This is a genomic window from Streptomyces sp. NPDC008150, assembly GCF_042956945.1.
In the GTDB taxonomy this organism is placed as follows: Bacteria; Actinomycetota; Actinomycetes; order Streptomycetales; family Streptomycetaceae; genus Streptomyces.
Genome location: NZ_JBIBHJ010000023.1, coordinates 74,630 through 91,684 on the forward strand (window position 1 = coordinate 74,630; position 17,055 = coordinate 91,684).

At 69.7% G+C, this 17,055-nt stretch carries 25 protein-coding genes; 16 read left to right on the forward strand and 9 right to left on the reverse strand.

From position 1 onward, the window contains the following. Positions 1-373 precede the first annotated feature (373 nt). Positions 374-655: a hypothetical protein gene (locus ACFZA0_RS36120; protein WP_391024883.1), complete on the forward strand. Its 282-nt coding sequence runs from the start codon at positions 374-376 to the stop codon at positions 653-655. A 20-nt stretch (positions 656-675) separates the two neighbouring features. Here ACFZA0_RS36120 and ACFZA0_RS36125 read toward each other — a convergent pair whose 3' ends face one another. The 5 genes from ACFZA0_RS36125 to ACFZA0_RS36145 all read right to left on the reverse strand — a co-directional run bounded on the left by ACFZA0_RS36125 (position 676) and on the right by ACFZA0_RS36145 (position 2,555). Then, positions 676-930 (reverse strand): hypothetical protein, encoded by a 255-nt coding sequence (locus ACFZA0_RS36125; protein WP_391024885.1) that lies wholly within the window; start codon positions 928-930, stop codon positions 676-678. Between the two features lie 11 nt (positions 931-941). Then, positions 942-1,082, reverse strand: coding sequence for a hypothetical protein (locus ACFZA0_RS36130; protein ID WP_391024887.1), 141 nt, complete (start codon positions 1,080-1,082; stop codon positions 942-944). Positions 1,083-1,091: 9 nt separating this feature from the next. Beyond that, positions 1,092-1,520: a hypothetical protein gene (locus tag ACFZA0_RS36135; protein WP_391024889.1), complete on the reverse strand. Its 429-nt coding sequence runs from the start codon at positions 1,518-1,520 to the stop codon at positions 1,092-1,094. Between the two features lie 10 nt (positions 1,521-1,530). Continuing rightward, positions 1,531-1,947, reverse strand: a complete 417-nt coding sequence (locus tag ACFZA0_RS36140; protein ID WP_391024891.1) for a hypothetical protein — start codon at positions 1,945-1,947, stop codon at positions 1,531-1,533. A gap of 383 nt (positions 1,948-2,330) precedes the next feature. Continuing rightward, entirely contained in the window at positions 2,331-2,555 is a 225-nt protein-coding gene (locus tag ACFZA0_RS36145) for a hypothetical protein (RefSeq protein WP_391024893.1), read from the reverse strand. Between the two features lie 105 nt (positions 2,556-2,660). On the opposite strand from ACFZA0_RS36145, the gene ACFZA0_RS36150 reads away from it, so the two are divergent. Together ACFZA0_RS36150 and ACFZA0_RS36155 are read left to right on the forward strand one after the other, a co-directional pair. Next, positions 2,661-3,086 (forward strand): DUF6221 family protein, encoded by a 426-nt coding sequence (locus tag ACFZA0_RS36150; RefSeq protein ID WP_391024895.1) that lies wholly within the window; start codon positions 2,661-2,663, stop codon positions 3,084-3,086. Continuing rightward, on the forward strand, positions 3,083-4,174 hold the full coding sequence (locus ACFZA0_RS36155) for a tyrosine-type recombinase/integrase (protein ID WP_391024897.1): 1,092 nt from the start codon (positions 3,083-3,085) through the stop codon (positions 4,172-4,174). Before ACFZA0_RS36150 ends, ACFZA0_RS36155 begins: the two co-directional genes overlap by 4 nt. On the opposite strand, the gene ACFZA0_RS36160 is transcribed toward ACFZA0_RS36155, so the two are convergent. Beyond that, positions 4,171-4,545, reverse strand: coding sequence for a hypothetical protein (locus ACFZA0_RS36160; RefSeq protein ID WP_391024899.1), 375 nt, complete (start codon positions 4,543-4,545; stop codon positions 4,171-4,173). The two genes, ACFZA0_RS36155 and ACFZA0_RS36160, sit on opposite strands and share 4 nt — an antisense overlap. A 168-nt stretch (positions 4,546-4,713) precedes the next feature. On the opposite strand from ACFZA0_RS36160, the gene ACFZA0_RS36165 reads away from it, so the two are divergent. Beyond that, a complete protein-coding gene (locus ACFZA0_RS36165) occupies positions 4,714-5,922 on the forward strand; it encodes a hypothetical protein (RefSeq protein WP_391024901.1) in 1,209 nt (402 codons plus the stop codon). Between the two features lie 119 nt (positions 5,923-6,041). Here ACFZA0_RS36165 and ACFZA0_RS36170 read toward each other — a convergent pair whose 3' ends face one another. From ACFZA0_RS36170 to ACFZA0_RS36180, 3 genes are all read right to left on the reverse strand, one after another. Beyond that, positions 6,042-6,350 (reverse strand): hypothetical protein, encoded by a 309-nt coding sequence (locus tag ACFZA0_RS36170; protein ID WP_391024903.1) that lies wholly within the window; start codon positions 6,348-6,350, stop codon positions 6,042-6,044. 81 nt (positions 6,351-6,431) lie between these two features. Further along, a complete protein-coding gene (locus tag ACFZA0_RS36175; RefSeq protein WP_391024905.1) occupies positions 6,432-6,773 on the reverse strand; it encodes a hypothetical protein in 342 nt (113 codons plus the stop codon). A gap of 9 nt (positions 6,774-6,782) precedes the next feature. Next, positions 6,783-7,214, reverse strand: a complete 432-nt coding sequence (locus ACFZA0_RS36180; protein ID WP_391024907.1) for a WYL domain-containing protein — start codon at positions 7,212-7,214, stop codon at positions 6,783-6,785. A gap of 236 nt (positions 7,215-7,450) precedes the next feature. On the opposite strand from ACFZA0_RS36180, the gene ACFZA0_RS36185 reads away from it, so the two are divergent. The 12 genes from ACFZA0_RS36185 to ACFZA0_RS36240 form a co-directional block, all read left to right on the forward strand. Further along, entirely contained in the window at positions 7,451-8,236 is a 786-nt protein-coding gene (locus tag ACFZA0_RS36185) for a hypothetical protein (protein WP_391024909.1), read from the forward strand. 84 nt (positions 8,237-8,320) lie between these two features. Beyond that, on the forward strand, positions 8,321-9,265 hold the full coding sequence (locus tag ACFZA0_RS36190) for a Rad52/Rad22 family DNA repair protein (RefSeq protein ID WP_391024911.1): 945 nt from the start codon (positions 8,321-8,323) through the stop codon (positions 9,263-9,265). Then, a complete protein-coding gene (locus tag ACFZA0_RS36195) occupies positions 9,265-10,461 on the forward strand; it encodes a DNA cytosine methyltransferase (protein ID WP_391024913.1) in 1,197 nt (398 codons plus the stop codon). Before ACFZA0_RS36190 ends, ACFZA0_RS36195 begins: the two co-directional genes overlap by 1 nt. An 87-nt stretch (positions 10,462-10,548) precedes the next feature. Continuing rightward, positions 10,549-10,926, forward strand: coding sequence for a hypothetical protein (locus ACFZA0_RS36200; protein ID WP_391024914.1), 378 nt, complete (start codon positions 10,549-10,551; stop codon positions 10,924-10,926). Positions 10,927-10,974: 48 nt separating this feature from the next. Beyond that, positions 10,975-11,265: a hypothetical protein gene (locus ACFZA0_RS36205; RefSeq protein ID WP_391024916.1), complete on the forward strand. Its 291-nt coding sequence runs from the start codon at positions 10,975-10,977 to the stop codon at positions 11,263-11,265. A gap of 92 nt (positions 11,266-11,357) precedes the next feature. Then, complete coding sequence (locus ACFZA0_RS36210; protein ID WP_391024918.1) at positions 11,358-12,413, forward strand: hypothetical protein; 1,056 nt, start codon at positions 11,358-11,360, stop codon at positions 12,411-12,413. Beyond that, the gene (locus tag ACFZA0_RS36215; RefSeq protein ID WP_391024920.1) at positions 12,410-12,859 is read left to right on the forward strand and encodes a hypothetical protein; all 450 of its coding nucleotides are present in this window, start codon (positions 12,410-12,412) and stop codon (positions 12,857-12,859) included. Before ACFZA0_RS36210 ends, ACFZA0_RS36215 begins: the two co-directional genes overlap by 4 nt. Continuing rightward, the gene (locus ACFZA0_RS36220; RefSeq protein ID WP_391024921.1) at positions 12,856-13,332 is read left to right on the forward strand and encodes a hypothetical protein; all 477 of its coding nucleotides are present in this window, start codon (positions 12,856-12,858) and stop codon (positions 13,330-13,332) included. Before ACFZA0_RS36215 ends, ACFZA0_RS36220 begins: the two co-directional genes overlap by 4 nt. 449 nt (positions 13,333-13,781) lie before the next feature. Then, a complete protein-coding gene (locus ACFZA0_RS36225) occupies positions 13,782-14,177 on the forward strand; it encodes a DUF6221 family protein (RefSeq protein WP_391024922.1) in 396 nt (131 codons plus the stop codon). Beyond that, positions 14,174-14,998, forward strand: a complete 825-nt coding sequence (locus ACFZA0_RS36230) for a hypothetical protein (RefSeq protein WP_391024923.1) — start codon at positions 14,174-14,176, stop codon at positions 14,996-14,998. Before ACFZA0_RS36225 ends, ACFZA0_RS36230 begins: the two co-directional genes overlap by 4 nt. Positions 14,999-15,381: 383 nt before the next feature. After that, positions 15,382-16,578 carry a hypothetical protein gene (locus ACFZA0_RS36235; RefSeq protein WP_391024925.1) on the forward strand — a complete coding sequence of 399 codons (1,197 nt, stop codon included), beginning with the start codon at positions 15,382-15,384 and terminating at the stop codon, positions 16,576-16,578. Next, a partial coding sequence (locus ACFZA0_RS36240) for a DciA family protein (protein WP_391024927.1) occupies positions 16,575-17,055 on the forward strand: 481 nt, incomplete at its 3' end. The genes ACFZA0_RS36235 and ACFZA0_RS36240, both read left to right, overlap by 4 nt.

A 17,055-nucleotide genomic window follows, 5' to 3' on the forward strand; every position in this document is an offset into this window, starting at 1 on the left:
GCGGTCGCCGAAGGGCTGCTGTACCCCTAATTCGTGTGACGGCAGCGCCACGATGTTCATGGAGTTTCGCTTAGCTTCGGTTGTGTCGCACGGACGTACGATGGCGGTATGAGTAGCCCGTCCCCGTCGACTCCGAGGTTGCAGCGATCTGCACCGCCAGCGCCTGTGTGCGCGCCTGCTCAGATCGGCCCGTGTGCTGGTTGCGGGTATCCCACGCACCGGTACGGGCTCGGTGGCTGCCCGTTGTGCGTGCTGTGCATGGCCGCCCTCGAAGCCTCCCGCGGCAAGTAGCGGCGTCAGCCACCGGCCCCGTAAGAGCGGCCATCCCGTTACCGGGCCGCCGGCGGCCACGGCTGCTGCTACGTTCAGGGCGATGAGCACCGTCACCGCCGTACGCGAACGCCTCCAGGCCCGTCAGCAGGAACTCTCGGCCGAACTGGACCGCGTGCGACAGCAGTTGGCCCAGCTCGATACGCGGGTGATCGTGTCGCAGTGGTGGCAGGCACCGAGCGGCCCGATGGGGCGCGGCAGCGTGTACCACACCGGCCTCGACGGGCGATGCCTCCCAACGCATGAGCCGGAGGAGATCACCCTGTACGAGGCGTTGGATGCGGGGCTCGTCCCGTGCGGGAGATGCCGGCCCGTAAGGTCGTAGGGCGTTTTGGCAGAGCGTCCTCACTCCTCGTCGTCGCGGTCGGCGGACTGCTGCTTCCGCCACTCGATCCGCAGCTCGCGCATCTCCTCGCAGACACCGTCGTAGCGGGCCTTCGCCTTGTTGTACGCCTTGCGAGCGTCTTCGGCGTCGGCCTCCAGGCGGCGCCGCTGCTCCTCGTACCTCTCCTGAGTGAGAGCCCGCGGTGTCGACAGGTTTGCCAACTCGGCACGGACGGTGCCCAGTTGTTCGGCTGCCGTGGAACGCTCCTCGGACATGGTCGGTGTCCTCACTTCTCGGTGGTCGGCGGGACGGCCGCGCCGTTGTTGTCGTAGTAGGGCCACTCGCTGGGCGCCGTACCGCTCACCCAGTCCTGCGAGACGCCTACCTGCCGCAGCTCCTCGTCGGTCATCGCGCTGACCATCTTCATGGCCGATCCTCACTTCTCGGTGGTGCGGCCAGTGCCCGGCGCTTGGACGAGGTGGGCGAACCGCTCGTCAGGGCCAGGTCCCACCTGCGCACCTTCGGGGTATTCCATTGCTGCCGTGGCGTGACAGACGCTGTACGTGTCGTCGCCGTCCAGGTGGACCGCCACGTACTGGCCGGCGAACCCGACGATCCGTCCCGGCCTGCCTTCGTGCTTCACCTCCAGGCCGACGCGGAGGCTCAGGCCGTAGTAGTTCCGGATGTGCTCGATGCTGCTGTCGACGCGGGTCCGGATGTTCCGGGCGTTCTCGCGGAGTTCCTCGGCCTGCTCTTCGATCTGGTAGCGGCGCTCCCAAGAGGTGTTGTGCTCCAGGGTGTTGAGGAGTTCGCGGGCATGGTGCTCGTGGGTGTCGGCGTCGGCGTAGATGGCGGCTGCGCTCATGCTGTCCTCGCTACTTCTCGGTGTTCTGAATGGCGGTAAAGAAGATGTCCACCAGGGCGTCCGGCATTCGGTAACCAACGACCTTCCCGAATCCGGGGCCCTGCGCTTCGATCGGCGGCTGCATTCCCTCGGGCCACTTCCCGGTCATCACGCCTCGCTGGAGAGCTCGCTTGAGGGCGCCGCTGTGGCCCTTGAGGCTGGCGTCCTCGGTGTCGCGGAGGTCGTCGGCGGATACGTAGCCGGTGCGGATGGCGGCTTCCTTGACGATGCGGGCGGCGCGCGGGGGGAGGGAGCGGTAGTAGTCCTCGGCGCGGGCGACGGTCCAGGTGGTGTCGAGTTCGACGGTGGCGGCGTGTTCGGCGAGGAGGTCGAGGAGACGCTGCTGGAAGACGCTGGTGGGTTCGTCGACTGTGACGGTGATCCGCAAGATCACTCCCTTTGTAACTGACGTGGATGGAAGCTCGCTTAAGGTGCGATGACCGTAGCGGGGTGTCGTCATGTCAGTCAAGGCTCTATTCACGTTAGACGCAACGAGGTTGACGAGTCGTCCGCTGGAGGCTGCGGCGCGGCGTCTGATGCGCGATAAGCTCCTTGGTCGCTCCACACAGCCCCAGGGAGCGAACTAAGCTGGTGGCAGTCGCCAGCCTGATAAGCGGTGCGCCGGGCGCATCCACCGTCCGCTGCGTCAGGGCGGCTAGTGGACAGGAGGGCCGGAGCCGACGGGCGACGGCCCTTCGCCATGCCCCTGCTGGGGCAGCAATCCCGCCTTGCTCTAGATAATGTTCCTACTCCGGGCCCATCGGCCGGCGTTCAGTCGTCGCTGAGCAGTTCCTGGAACAGTTCGCAGTCGAAGGCGTGCCACTCGCGGACGATGATCTCCCCTTCGTCGACCACGACTTCGGCGTGCCAGGGCAGGCAGTGGTGGCACGGCCAGATCTCGTACGGGGTGCCGTCGTCCTGGAGGGCGCGCATGTCGATGGAGCCGACGGGGGCGTCGCGGTTGGTGTTGGGTCTGGGTGCGGAGGCTTCGGTCACGGGATCAGTATCGCGTTGGGCAGCATCCGTCCTCCGCCTACTACATAATTACTGTTATGTGGATCTCCCATCCGAGTGGAGCTCCGAATGCCCGTGGAGGAGCCGATGGACGACCCGCTGCACTTCCTGCGAGACAGACTCAACGACGACGAAGCGTTCATGAAGGCCGCCATCCGTCTTCGCGAGAGCGGCGCCTTCGTCACCTCCACCGAAGCAACGGAGGGCGTCTTCGCTCTCACAGAAGTCGTCCGGAACGACCCAGACACGGCTGCCGCCCTCGTCCTCTTCACCGGAACAGGCACCCGCGCCCCGGGAGAGGCTGAACGCGTCCTCGTAGAAGTGGCAGCCAAGCGCCGAGTCCTGCGTCGGCACATGCCGCATTCCATGGGCCAGTGCACCAAATGCGAAGCACCTCACTGGGGCGTACTGATCTGCAACCACTGCCAACGAGCGTGGCCTTGCCCCGACGTTGTCGACGTGGCCGCCTCGTATGTGGGGCACCATGCCTTTCCGGCGGAGTTGCGACCGTGACCGACCTCGTACCCGCCGCGCGTCCGGGCCAGCTCGCCGCGCGCACCCGCAGCGCCGCCGACGACTGGCCCCCCGAAGCCCTCGACTTCGCAACCGAGTTGGCCGCCCACTACCCGGCAGGCGACCCCTACCCGGGCATTGTCGGGGCGTGGATCGCACGGCAGAAGACCCGCAACACCCGCACCACGTACGTCCGTCAGTACCGAGTCTGGGACAACTACGCCCGCGAGAACGGCACTCACCCGCTCAAGGCCCGCTTCCCGCTCGCCGAGGCGTTCTCCCGCTACCTGGAGACCGCGCCCACCCTGGTCCCCGTCAAGGGAGGGCACCGCGGGCAGAAACAGCCCGCCGGGCCGCCGCGCTCCGACGCCGCCCGCGCCAACCTCCTCTCCGCCTGCTCCAGCTTCCACAAGTACGCGGTCCGCGCCCTCGGCGACGGCATCGACCCCTTCGACCTCGTTGCCCGCCCTGAACTCGACCAGGACGGCTCCGACACCCAGGGCAGCACTGAGGAAGAGTCCGCGCTCCTCCTCGGTGCGGCGTACGAGGACGGTCCCCGCTCCTACGCCCTGCTCCTCGCCATCTACTCCATCGCCCTGCGTCTCGACTCCGCGCTCGGCGCCCAGGTCGAAGACCTCGGCTACGACAAGGGGCACCGCATCCTCAACGTCCGCCTCAAGGGCGGGCGGAGGAAGCCGAAGGTCGTGCCGCCGGCGGCCGGGCACGCCATCGACGTGTACCTGGACGGCAGGACCACGGGGCCCCTGTTCCAGACCAGGACCGGGAAGCCGTTGGACCCGACGTACGTGTGGAGGCTGGTGCGGCGGCTGGCCGCGAAGGCGGGGATCTCCAACGCGGCCACGTTCCACCCGCACGTCCTCAAGCACGACGCGGTCACCCACGCCCTGGACGCCCCCGACGCGAAGCTGCACCACGTCCAGGACTTCGCCGACCACAAGGACCCGCGCACCACCCGGCGTTACGACCGGCGGCGTGGGCGGCTCGACAACAGCCCCGGCTACCGCATCGCCGCGCGCATCGCTGAACGGCTCCCCGTACACGGCGACGAAGACACGGACAACGGCTAGGCGCCGGGCACCGCGGCGGGTTCCGGGCAGCCGAGAGCCCTGTGGAGGTAGACGGGCAGGACCAGGCAGGCTTCGCCGTCCAGGGCGTCGGGCAGGCCCTGGTCCTGCTCTGCCAGCCAGGCGGTGAGGCCCTGCCCGCCGAGGGTGGTCTTGTGGCCGGCGTCGTCGTGGACGGTGATGCGGGTGCGGTTCGTGGCTGCGGGGTCGGGGTGGGCGTAGGCGAGCCAGGCGGCGAGGGCTGCCCGTGCGATGTCGTCGAGGGCGGCGGGGGTGGTGGCGCGGCCGTAGGCGGCCTGCATCATCACCCCTGAGTACGGTTCTAGTTGCTCGACCGCCCAGGTGATGCGGGTCGGTTCGGGTTCGCAGGTCATGCCGCATTCTCCTGCCGGTGGTGGGCGGTCCGCGGGGTTACTGGCCGGTCACCTCACCGCGGGGCGGTGGCCTGGCCTTGTAGTGGCATTCGTTGGCGTGAGCCTGCTTGGAGGCGGACAATCCATGGCGGTGGGCGTGTCCGGGACTGGTGTGGTGGGAGTGGGCTGGTGGGCGGTTTCGGTGCGCTGTCGGTGCGGCAACTGGGTGCGGTGGTGGAGCGGGTGGCACCGCATGATCCGGAGGCGTGGGAGGGCCGGGACCGGGTGCGGGGTGCCGGTGGGGTGATGGTGCAGGTGTCGCAGGAGCAGGCCCGGCAGTTGTGGATGGTGCTGGGGATGCTGGACCGGGCGGTGGGCCGGGAGGAGATGCCAGCTCAGGCGGATGGGGAGAAGGTTGGTGGCCCACTAGCCGAGGGAGACGATGCCGACGAGGAGGTTCGCGAGCCAGCGGCGCAGTTGTTCACCCCGCCCGCCCTTCGGGCGTTCTGGTCGCTGACGGTGGCGGGTGAACTACGGCGGTGGGAGAAGGACCTGGGGAAGCCGTTGCCGGTGGCGACGCAGCGCACCATCCGGACCTGCCTGAAGATGCTGGCCGGGCTGGTGCTGCCGGCGGGCAAGCAGGCGCTGCTGCCCGAGCTGGACGTCGTCGAGCTGAAGCCGCCGGTGCCGCGGTCTCAGCTCCCTCCCTTGTACCGGGAGTTGGTGGCCCTTGCGGGGGACGCCCCGCTGGACGGTGACGGGCTGGGGATCGGGGTGCAGGAGCGGGCCCGGCTCCTGGCGCTGGTGTCCGTGGTCCTGGACACGGGGGCACGGGTCGGGGAGCTCGCCGCGATGAACGTGGCCGACCTGGGGCCCGAGTTGGAGTGGGTGCGGGTGGTACGCCGGCCACAGCATGCCAGTACCCGGTACGCGGAGGTGGCATCCCGGCTGGAGGTGTCGGTGGCGACGGTGCGACGTGCCGTGTCCGGGGGCCGGAGGATGTCGGAGCAGTTGCGGACCGAGGTGCTCCGGGAGATCGAGGACGTGGCCGGGCCGCGGGTGGAGCGGTACGCGCTGCGGGAGGGGACCCGGGTGGCGGTGACGCGGTGGCTCGATGTCCGGGAGGGCCTGGTGTCGGGTGCGGACCCGGTCGGGTTGGACGGGGGCCTGGAGGGCGGGCGGTCCGGGCTGTGGGTGACCGTCGCCCCGAGCAAGGCGGGGCCGGCGGGGATCCGGATTCAGGCGGACGGGCTGGGCCAGTCGTACGCGCGCGGGGTGACCGCGTTGAATGGGGTGATGGCCGGTCAGTACGGGTGGGAGCCGCTGCCGGTGCGGATGGAGCAGCTCCGGCGGGCGGTCGATGTGCTGCCGCTGGAGGAGGAAGAGCAGCCGGTTTGATCGAACTCTGGCGGTGTGGTGAGCAGTTGGGCTACGCTGCGCGTGCGCGATCAGTATGAACTTGAGGCCACCACCCACGACAGGGCGGTGGCCATCTGCTGTAGCAGGCCTGATCAGGGCTACAGGCCGAGCGCGTCGAGCAGCAGATCCGTATCGATGCTCGTGTTGCACTTGTCGCGGGCGTGCTCTACCAGCAGTTCTACGCGGGCGAGACGGGAGGCGTCAGCCGCAGCGTCGTCCCAGGAAATGTCGACGTTCGCCGTTCGGACAGCTTCCTCGGAACCGAATGCGAGCGCGTCGACATCGACCTCCTCACCTCGCGTGGCGATGACGTGGTTGCAGGCGACTTCGGAATCGATCTGCTTGATGGCATTACGGATCAGTTCGGTGGCGATGGTACGAAGGTCGGTTGGGTTGGCGGTAGCCATAGTTCGCTCCTACGCGGCGAGATCAGTGCGCGAGAGGCCACCTACCCCAGTTCGGGGCGGTGGCCTTCGTCGTGTCCGGGGTCAGTAGAAGTCGCGGAGGTAGAAGGCGTGGCCACCCGCGGTGATGTACCGGTCCTTGTTCTCGAACCGGAAGCGTTGCCGGAGGGGCAGGCCTCGTCCGTCGGTGGTCTCGGTCATGGTGTCCTGCATCTCTTCGGCTGTGACGTCTCGGGCTGCTTCGGTGCGGATCTCGACGTCGGGCCGGGTGATGAAGGCGAGCCATTCGGCGTGGGTGGTCAGGCCCAGGTCGGGGTGGGCGCGGAACAGGAAGCGGAGTCCTGCGGCGGACTGGCCGACGTGGAGCCCCTCTCCGTTGGGGCTGCCGCCGGGGAACGGGCCGAAGGCGTAGTAGTTGACGGTCATGGTTGTCTCCTAAGCGGCGAGGGCGAGGCGCTTGCGGGGGCGGTAGTCGGCGTCGTCCTTGTCGCGGGACAGCTCGTAGAGGAACAGGGCCTGGGCGTCGTCGGTGGGGGCGGGTGCGGTGGGCTGGTAGGTGGTGTTCTCCGGCATCGTGAGGACGTAGCCCGTGCGGTGGACGGTGTAGGACAGGATGCCGGAGAGGCGGAACTCTCGTGCCTCGCCGCGGAGTCGGCACATGGCGATGACGATGATGCCGCCGCCGGTGATGCGCTTGTTGGCGACCTTGAGGCTGGCGGTGCGGAGTTCGTGGATCTCAACCGTGCGGACGGTGGGTTCGGTCTCGCCGGGCTTGAGGTAGGTGATGGTGACGGCGTGCTGGTGGTCGATGGCGCGGTAGAGGTCGGCGAGGGTTTGGGTGGTGGTCTGGTTCCGGGTGTGGCGCATGGTGTGGGTTCCCCTCGCTGTGCGGTGATGAGGAAACTCTAACCAGTCTCCATTGCGTACGCAATACGAATGCCGTATCTTCCTGTGTGGAGGGAGCACCCGGCCCTCCCCGGAAGACGCCGTGACCCTCATGGCGTACGCACTACCTAATGGAGGACACTGGCGTGGACAACGCCCCCACGCGCCCGCCCGGCCGGCCCCGGTCCGAACGGCGCAAGCCGAGAGGACCCCACACCGTGGCCAAGGACGCCGAGCTGCGCACCCACCTCGCAGGAGCCGCACGCCGCCTGCGCAAGCTCGACCCCACCAGCAGCGACGCCGACATCCAGGCCGAGGCCAGCGCCATCGACCTCGTCTTGGCCCCCAACGGATGGAGCCGGCTGCGCCGCGAGGACCCCAACCTCGGCACGAACGTGCCCATCGGCATGGACCGTGCCCTGCGTGCCGCGATCGAGACCGCTGTGGCGGCGGACCCGGCCGTCCGCTCCATCACCGCCGCCGTCAACGACGGCTTCGCCGCAGTCTTGGCGGGGCATTTCACCCCGCCGGAGGGCGCCGGCCTCGGGATCACCATCACGGACCGGGTGAACCTGAACGTGCGCCCCGACCCGGAGCTCACCGCGCAGGTGAAGGCGCGCGGGCTGGTCGTGTCGAAGACCGCGGCGCACTACCTGATGCACCGGTACGGGCTGGGCCCGTACGCGGCGGACGCCCGGCCGAAGGCGCCGCGGGGCAAGCAGCGGAACCTGGAGATCCCGTCCGCGTGGCGGGACGTGATCCGCAGCGGCGACTCCGCGGACGACGTCATCAACCACGGCTTCGAGGAGTTCCTCGCGGGCTCGTTCGACCCGGTGGTGACGCCGTGGACGTCGGAGCAGCAAGACGACCTGGTGATTCTCAAGGTCCGCCCGCGTGACGACCTGTTCGACGCCGTTCAGGAAGCCGGCCGTGAGCGGAAGGGCGGGACGCTGCGGCCTTCGCAGGTCGCCATCGCCTACCTGGCAGACGAGTACGGGCTGTAGCCCGCCGGGCGGAGGCCGGCCTGGACGCCGACAACCGGGCCGGGCCCACCGCCTGTAGCGCATAACCCCATATAGGAGACCTCTGTGGCTGACGCCCAGCAGGCCCCCGCCAGCATCACGGCGGAGGGCCCCACCTCGCACACCCAAAACCAGTCTGGTCCCCGCCGTGCAGGCGCCCTGTCCGACCTTCAGATCGCCCAGCTCCTGCGGCCCGTTGACCCGGACCGGGTGGGTTCGGACGGCAAGGGCTTCGCGCACATGGAGGCCTGGGACATCCGGCGCTACCTGATCCGCATCTTCGGGTTCGGCGGGCACGACACGGACCTGCTGGAGACGACGCTCATCGCCGAGACCTGCCTGCCCAACCACCAGAAGAAGGACCGGAACGGGAAGCCCTACGGGGCGCCGTTCGACGCGTGGACGGTCATCTACCGTGTCGCGGTGCGTCTGGCGGTGAAGACGGCTGGCGGGGTGGAGTTGGGGCACTGGCACGGCATCGCGACAGGGGATGCCACGAACCAGCCGTCCCGGGCGGACGCTCACGATCTGGCGCTGAAGACCGCCGACTCGCAGGCGTTGAAGCGGGCAGCCACGAACCTGGGCGACCAGTTCGGTCTGTCCCTCTACAACAAGGGCAGCCTGAAGCCGGTGGTGCAGGCGGCGTTGCCGTACTGGAAGACGCAGGAGCCGGAGAAGTTCCAGGACGACAAGGTGGGACCGGAGCCGGAAGTCGCCGCGGCCCGCGCTGAGGCCGCCGATGCCGGGCCGGGCCGCGTTCCGGCCGCTGCCACCACCACAGCGTCCGAGGTTGCAGAACCGAGTGCCCACCTGACGAAGCTGATGCGCCAGGCCACGGACTGCTGGAAGAACCCGCTGACCCTCGTGCAGATCAAGGCAGACGGCGACACCCACCAGGTACTGGACGAGGAGTTCACCGCGAAGGACGGAACCCGAACAACGTTGCGTCTGGTGCTGGACGACCGCATCGAGGAGCTGCGCAAGAACAGTCAGGAGAGGGAGGCGGCCTGATGGCGTTCGCCACGGCGTGGGCGCCGCATCAGAAGGGCATCGTCCTGGACGGGTTCGCCGGCCCTGGTGGCTGGTCGGAGGGCATTCGCCGCTGGCTCGGCCTGCACGACGTCGGCCTGGAGTGGGACGAGTCCGCATGCCGGACCCGTCAGACGGCCGGGCACACCACGATCCGTGTCGACGTGTCCGCGTTCGTCCTCACCCCGCTGATCGGCAGGGTCTGGGGGCTGCTGATGTCGCCGCCCTGCACGAAGCTGTCCGCTGCCGGAAGCGGCATCGGGCGCAAGTACATCAGCCTCCTGGCGGACGGCATACGGCGGATGTTCCGTGGCGAGGACTGCCGGCAGGACGTCAGGGACGCGGTGTTCCCTGGCGCCTTGGCGGAGCAGCGCAAGAGGAACAGCCGCCGTGCGGAGGCGAAGCGTTGGTCTGAGGAGCAGCTTGTCCGGGCGGCGCGTGATGACGCGTTCGTGACGTCGCTGATGCTCGAGCCGGCCCGGTTCCTGTACGCGCTGGTCTGCCAGCGTGAAGGGCGGGGCCAGCCGCTGGAGTTCTGCGCGTTCGAGCAGGTTCCGGCGGCTGAACCGCTGTGGCAGGTGTACGCGTACGAGCTGCGCCGGCTGGGCTGGTCGGCGGTAGTCGGGGTTTTGGACCTGGCGGACTACGGCGGCGGGCAGGAACGCCCGCGGGCGGTTCTGGTGGCATCGTCTGTGCGCGAGGTGCGGCTGCCCGAGAAGACCCACGGCAAGGTGTGGGGCGATGACTTGTTCGGCGGCAGCCGCCTGCCCCAGGTCACGATGGCTCAGGCGCTGGGGTGGGGATACACGCAGCGGCCCGCCCCGACTGTAACTGGCGGGGGTACAGCGACCGGTGGTGCGGAACCGTTCGGGAACGGCTCCCGCAAGGCGATGAGGGCGGCGATGGCTGACCCGCGGCACTGGGCGCATCACCGGCCTGCGCACACGGTCTCCGGGACAGTCGGCCATGTCGGCGGTAAGCAGTCTGGCGGGCACCTGAACCTGGAGCCGGAAGAGGGTGCTGTCCTTCAGACGTTCGAGGCGGACTATCCCTTCCAGGGCACCAAGAGCCAGCGGGCCCGGCAGATCGGTGATGCTGTTCCGCCGCTGCTGGCTGCGCACGTTGTCTCTGCCGCGAGCGGTATCCCGATCCGTCAGGAACTGGCCGTCGCTGCCTGACCATTCCCCTTGTTCGTGTGCGGCCCGCCCTGGTGGCGGGCCGCGGTCGTTCCCTGCCCTACCCCTGTCCCTGTCTGGAGGTTCGTGATGGCTGTCGCAAGTGACTGGCCCGGCTTGGTCTTCTCGGTGCTGATGGCGGTGTCGGGGTTCGCATCGGTGCGTCTGTGGTGGCGTGGCCGCCGCCGTCCGGCCGATGCCTGGCGGTTGAGGCCGCTGCCTCTGCCGGAGGCGGCTCCGCGGGCGGTGTCGCCGGAGTACCTGATGGGGTGCGGTGCGCACCCGGTGCGCCCGCGGACCCGGTCGGAGGAGGAGGTCGTGGCCCGGTTCATGGCGATCCGGGCGGCGAACGATGCTGCCTGCGGTGATGCGGTGGAGGCGGCGATGCGGGTGGTCGCCGCGGAGCGGGCCCGCCTGGGCGGCCTGTACGAGGAGCCGGCGCACACCCCGCCGCCCGCCAGCTCCTGACCCTGATCCGTTTCTGTCTGGCACGTCCCCTGGTTGGAGGTGAGCACTGTGCCAGCACGTCCCGTCATCGTCCTCGCCGTGCTCGCCACGGCCGTTACCGCCGCGGTGTGCTTGTGCCGCCGCCATCGGCGTCTTGCCGCCGCGCTCTGTGCGGAGCAGGCGGCCCGCCGCCTCACCGATGCCGCCCATCACCGCGATGTGACCGCCCTGGAAGCCGAGTTCGCTCTCCGCCTGGGCCGGGTCGTCGCCGGCACCCACGTTCTTGCCGCTGCCGACCAGGTCGTGGACGACGCCTACCGCTCCTATCGCCCGTACCCGGAAGGGGGACACCCGCAATGACCCGCAACAGCTCCCGTACCGCCCCGTCCTCTACCACCCCCACCCCCGACCCGGGCCCCGGCTCAGACCCGGCCTCGGGAGCTGGAGGCCGGTTGGACTCCGGGGTCGCCTACCAGCGGCTGACCGGGCACCGGCACTTCGCCTACCGCGGGTGCGCCCCCGACACCGACCAGCCGACCCGAGCGGCCGGGAACTTGGACGTGCCCGTCGACGCGTGGCTGGTCCCGGACGTCGACGGCGGGGAGACCCGCGCCGACCGCATCGCCCGCCAGGCCGCCGCGAAAGCGGTCTGCCGTGCGTGCCCGGTGCTGGAGGTGTGCCGTACGTACGGGGCGTCCCTGGACGAGGAGGGGAGTCTCGCGGAGCCGTACGCGATCCTCGGCGCCCAGACCGCCCTGGAGCGCACCCGGGCCCTGGTGGCGGAGCGTCAGGCAGCCCCCGTATCCGCCCCGGCACGGTCGGGCAAGTCAGCGCCGGTGCCGCTCACCTCGCAGAAGGTCGCGGTCCTGCACGCCCTGGCCGGGCACTGCGGCATGGAGGAGGTCGCGGACGCGGCCGGTGTCGACGTCCGCACCGCGAACTGGCAACGGTCGATCCTGCGGGGCCAGTTGGGGTTGCCGCGGGGTGCGTCCCGCATGGAGCTCCTGGCTGCCGCCCGCCGCCGCGGGCTCCTCGATGAGGGGGTGCTGGTGGTGGGGGATGACGGGTCGGTGCCTGCGGCGCCGCGGACTCCCCGCCCCAAGCCAGCCACGGCCGGGGACGGGGGTGTCGGGCAGGAGGCCCTGCCGCTCGACCCCACCACAACCGCCGTTGCCCCCGCCGACGCCGGCGTCTGCGCCGACGCCGCCACCGGCATCGAGGCGAACGCCGGGCCGGGCAACCTGAACGCCGCGGCAACGGATCTGCCGGACAACACCGGCACCACGACCCCGCCGGCCGCCACCGGTAGTACGGACTCCGTCGCGGAGGGGGCGATGCTGCTGCGGCCGGTACGGGTTCGGGCACCGCGGCGGGGCGACTACACCCACATCAGCGGGCAGCTCCCCCTCCCCGGCATCAGCCCACCCCCGGACCTCCCAGACGCTCAGGCCGCGGGCCGGGTACGGCGGCTGCCGCACCGTGCGGACGTCCTGGAGGCTGCCGCATGACGACTCCCAGCAACCCCGCCGACACCGGCCACGACGTCCGGGACGCCCAGGACGTCCAGGAGGTTGAGCACGGTGCCGATGAGGCCCTCGCCCGGATCGCCAGCCGGGCCGGCGACCACATCGCCGGACTCATCGCCGACGGCATGCTCGCCACCACCGCCCGCCCCGACCGCCTGCCCCGACTCCTCTTCCCCCACCTCGGCCTGACCCCAGATCAGGTACAGGAGATCTGGGACACGGCCCTCACGGTCGGCCTGTGGGCAGGGGCCCGCTCCCGCAACCTGAGATTCCACCGCGACGCCCTCACCCGCCTCCAAGGAGAACTCGCAGACGCCGGGTACCGGGCCATGGCCGGGCTCGCGGCGATACCCGCCGCCCACGCCCACACCGAGCACCCCGCCGACCACGACACCGACCCCGTCCCGGCCCGCGGAGAGCACTGGTGACCCGGCACGGAGGCCGCGGACACACGGTCATCGGCCCGGAGGAGAAGGCCCAGTACCTGGCGCACGTCACCGCCGGCGTCCCCCTGGACGAGGCCGCGGCGAAGATCGGGGTCGACCGCCGGTCCATCAACCGGGCCGCAGCCGCAGACCCCGAGTTCGCCACCGCCCGCGCTGCGGCGAAGGCGGCCGGCCGCAAGGTGCGGGCGAACCTGCTACCGCACGGCGAGTACCGGTACATCCACGGCGGATGCCGCTGCACCACCTGCCGCACCGCCGCCAGCGCCGCCCGCCAAAACCGGCGCACCACACCACCCGATCCCACCCGGAAGAAGACGAAGACCCCGGCCGACACCGGTCCGCCACCCTCACGATCCGGCACCCGAACCCGTACCAAGGAGACCACCATCATCCCGCTGAACAGGAGCAACACCCGCCCCGGAGAGGGCATCCCGCCCCTTGCTGCGGTGTCGTGATCGGGTACCGGCCGACCCGAGCATGATCAGGTTATTGGCGTCCCAAAAATGTAGGACACGGTGGGGTGCGGGGGCGGGTCGTACCCCTGTGCGATGAGCTGCATATCTGACGACAAGTCCGATCAACAACACGGGCGAGGAGAGTGGGGACAGATGGTGGGGTCAACGGGTAGGCTGAGCCTGGCGCCAGACGACCAGTCATTTGCGAGGCCGGTCGGAAAGTGCCCCGAAACGTTGGAAGCCCCCGCTGCCACTGTCGTGGCGGTCCCGGTTTGCGAAGCCAGGACGCGAGGGCTGCCGACACCCAACCGCCGCGAAGCGAATGAAGGTGCCGACATGGCAGAGAGTACCCGTCCTCCGGGACTATCAGACAGTGGAACCCCAGCCACCGCCGTGAAGATCACACCGGCGAGCCAGCGGGGTCCTGTCACCACTACCCACCGCGTCGCGTGAGCGCCCAGGGCGAGGACGTCCTCGCCTGGCTGGAGAGCGCCATCGCAGCACGCGAACAGGCGGCCCGCGACGCGGCTCGCTCCTACGGTCCACGATGGGTTCGCCCGGTCGATACCGACGTGGTGCGTGTCTCAGAGGACGGTGTCGTCTGGTTCCAGGCTCTGAGCGACGAGATCGCTGAGCACGTCGTGTACAACAGCCCCGAGTCGGCTCTACGGCGCTGCGCTGCCGACCGGGTGCTGCTGGAGCTTCACGGTGGCCGTGCGCACGGCTGCCCTGCCCGTGACTACGACGGTGACCTGGACGACTTCGCGCGGTTCTACAACCACGAGGTCTGCCTAGTCGTGCAGAGCATCGCGGAGAGCTACGGCTGGACGGGAGGCGACCGATGAAGCCGAACAGCCTCAGCGACCACCAGGCGCTCCTGCGCTACGACCAGCTCGCCGCCCGGGTCTACTCCGAGCCCCGCATGCCGTCCGGTACCCGGGATCTCCTGCTCGCTCTCGGCTGGGTCACCTTGCGGGACCCGCGCCGCAACCAGCAAGACCGCCAGCCGATTTGGGTGCGTGCGCGGGAAGCTATGAACGTCGACAACAAGCGGATGTGGCGTCTCGTCGTGGACGACGTTCCCCGCTACGAGTTCCCGCGCGAGCCGGTACGGGGCTGTGACGCTCCGATGGTTCGAGTTGATCGCACCTGCGGTCGCACGACGATGCACGGCTTCTCCGAGTTCGACCCGGCGACGGGGTGGGCGCGGTCCTGGGGCTTCTGTAACCGGCCGCGGTGCCGTGAGTACATGCGGACCGTTGAAGCTCGCGCCAATGACAGCCACGAGCGAGCACCGGAGCCGATTCCGAACGCGGGTGGCCTGCTGCCCTTGTTCTTCTCCTGGGAGTGGGAGGAGAAGTACCGCAAGGCGATGGAGCTGGTCAGGTACACCCCGTCGTGGGAGCCGCCGTCGTACGGGTTGTCGGCTGACGAGTGGCCCGAGGTGCCCGGCCAGGAGAAGCCGAAGGCGTTCCCGAAGCTGCGCCTGGTCGCGGCCGGCGGGGACATCGTGACGGAGCGGGCCCCCGAGGTGTTGACCTCACCGGAGACGGGCCGAGCTTCTGTGGCCCGTTCCAACCTTCGCGCTGCTACCCGGCGCGCTCAGATTTCCGTGGTGACCCTGCCACGGCAGACCTCACCCAGTAAGGGAGATCAGGTGACGTAGTGACGTTCTGAGCGGGAGGTCTTGAGCCCCTTGGCGGGGGCGCTTCCTCTACCGCTGGCCGCTGGTGTTGGCGCACCGTGCGCGGCCGACTTTCACGGCTCGGTTTGGCGACCGAGCTAAGGCCCGAATCTCGATCCGGTTTGGCGACCGGCCCGAGGGTTCGAGCGACTAACAGGTTCTTCCCGGAACCCCACGAAGTCCCAGCCGGGGCTTTCGTCGTCCTCTTTTACGAGAACGGATCCATAGTGCCTGAGCGCACCCCTACTTGTCAGCCTCACGCCCTTCTGGTGGGCGATTCGCGGCTTATCTCCCCCCGCACGGGCGACACCACCCCCACCCCGACCACACCCGACACGCACACCCCCACCATCGAATCCGAACACGTGATCGAATACAGTGGGAGCCGGGCCACCCTCGTACGCGGCGACTGCCAGGAGGTGCACCGCACCAAGTCGCGTGCGAGCGGCCCGCGCCGGTGGCGTCGCGCGGTGGAATGGCTGATCGCAGCCGGCCTTCACCCCCGCGCGAACGCCACCACCCTCCGCGTCGCCGAAGACCTCGCAGTGCGCATGGACTACAGCACCGGGCACGTCCTCTACCGGCTCGACGAGATGGTCGCCCGCCTCGGGATCTCCCGCGCCAGCATCTGCCGCCACATCGGCTACCTCCGCGAACTCGGCGCGCTCGCCTGGGTCCAGCACGGCACCCGCACCAACCTCCGCCGCACCCTCGGCCTCGGCGGGTACGCAGGCACCGCCACCGTGTACGCCGCGACCATCCCGGCCGCCTACGACCACGCGATGGGCCACACGGTCATCGGGTCCGGATACACGGCGCGCATCGTCATCGACCAGCGCGGCCAGACCCCCACCACCACCGGCCAGCCTGTGGATAACTCCCCTGTGGACAACCCGACTTCAGACGGGCTTGAGACCCCTTCCCTCACTGTGAGTAGAGAAGAGGGAAAGCAAAAGGTAGACGGGGGGGAAGAGAACTACACCTCGCGCGAGCGCGCGAGCCGGGACCACGCCGATTCCCCCCTCCCCACCACCAGCAACAGCGCACGGCCGACCAGCCTCAAGGGCAGCACCAACAGGGACGCCACCCAGGCTGCCGAGGACATCCGCATCACCCGTCTCGTCCGGGCCCTCGTCAACTGGACCCAGCGCGAAGGGCTCCGCCGGCTCGCGTACTCGCTGCGCCCGCTGATCGACCAGGGCCTCGACTCGTACGCCATCGCCGAGTACCTCCACGGCCTGTGCTCCGGAGTCCGCTGGTCGCCGCGGTCCCCGGCCTCGTACATCCGGACCACCCTCGCAACCCGCGACCAGGCCGCCAAGTCCCTTGCCGAAGCCACGGCCCGGTTCGAGCGGGAGCACTGCCCGGAAGGCGCCTTCACCGCCCCCGTCAGCGTCCGGATGAGCGTGATGGCCGCCCTGGACCAGGGCCGTGCCGCCTTCCGCGACGACTGCAAGGCCCGCGGCCTGGACTACCTGTCCACCGACGGCGACAACACCCACGCCGACACCTGGGACGCCGAAGCCGACGTCCTCGCCCTCCTCAACGGGAGCCCCGCATGAGCCAAGAACCCACAGGGGTCGACCTGGCCCGAGTTGCCCTCGCCGCCGCCCGAGCCAAAGCGAAGACCCATCCCGAACCGGCACCCCGCAAACGGCGCCCCCGCAGCACCGACCGGCAGCCCGGCGACCCCATGGGCCTCGGACTCGCCATCACCCGCATGATGAGCGAACGCGGCTGGGAACCCCCAGAACCTGGCGGGAGCATCCTCGACACCTGGCCGCAGATAGCCCCCCAGCTCGCCGACAAGGTCGCGGCCGTGCGCTTCGAGCACGACACCGGAACCCTGCACCTGCTGCCCGTGTCACCCGCGTACGCCGCCCAGTTACGCCTGCACCAGGCGGGCATCCTCACCAGGGTCCAGGCGTCGCCCGCCGGCCGCCCTGTCCGGGCCCTGAAAATCCTGCCGCCCGGCGTGCCGCCCAAACCAGCCCACCACGAGGACCGCCCCGAGCCGGCACCCGCGGCGCCAGCAGCAC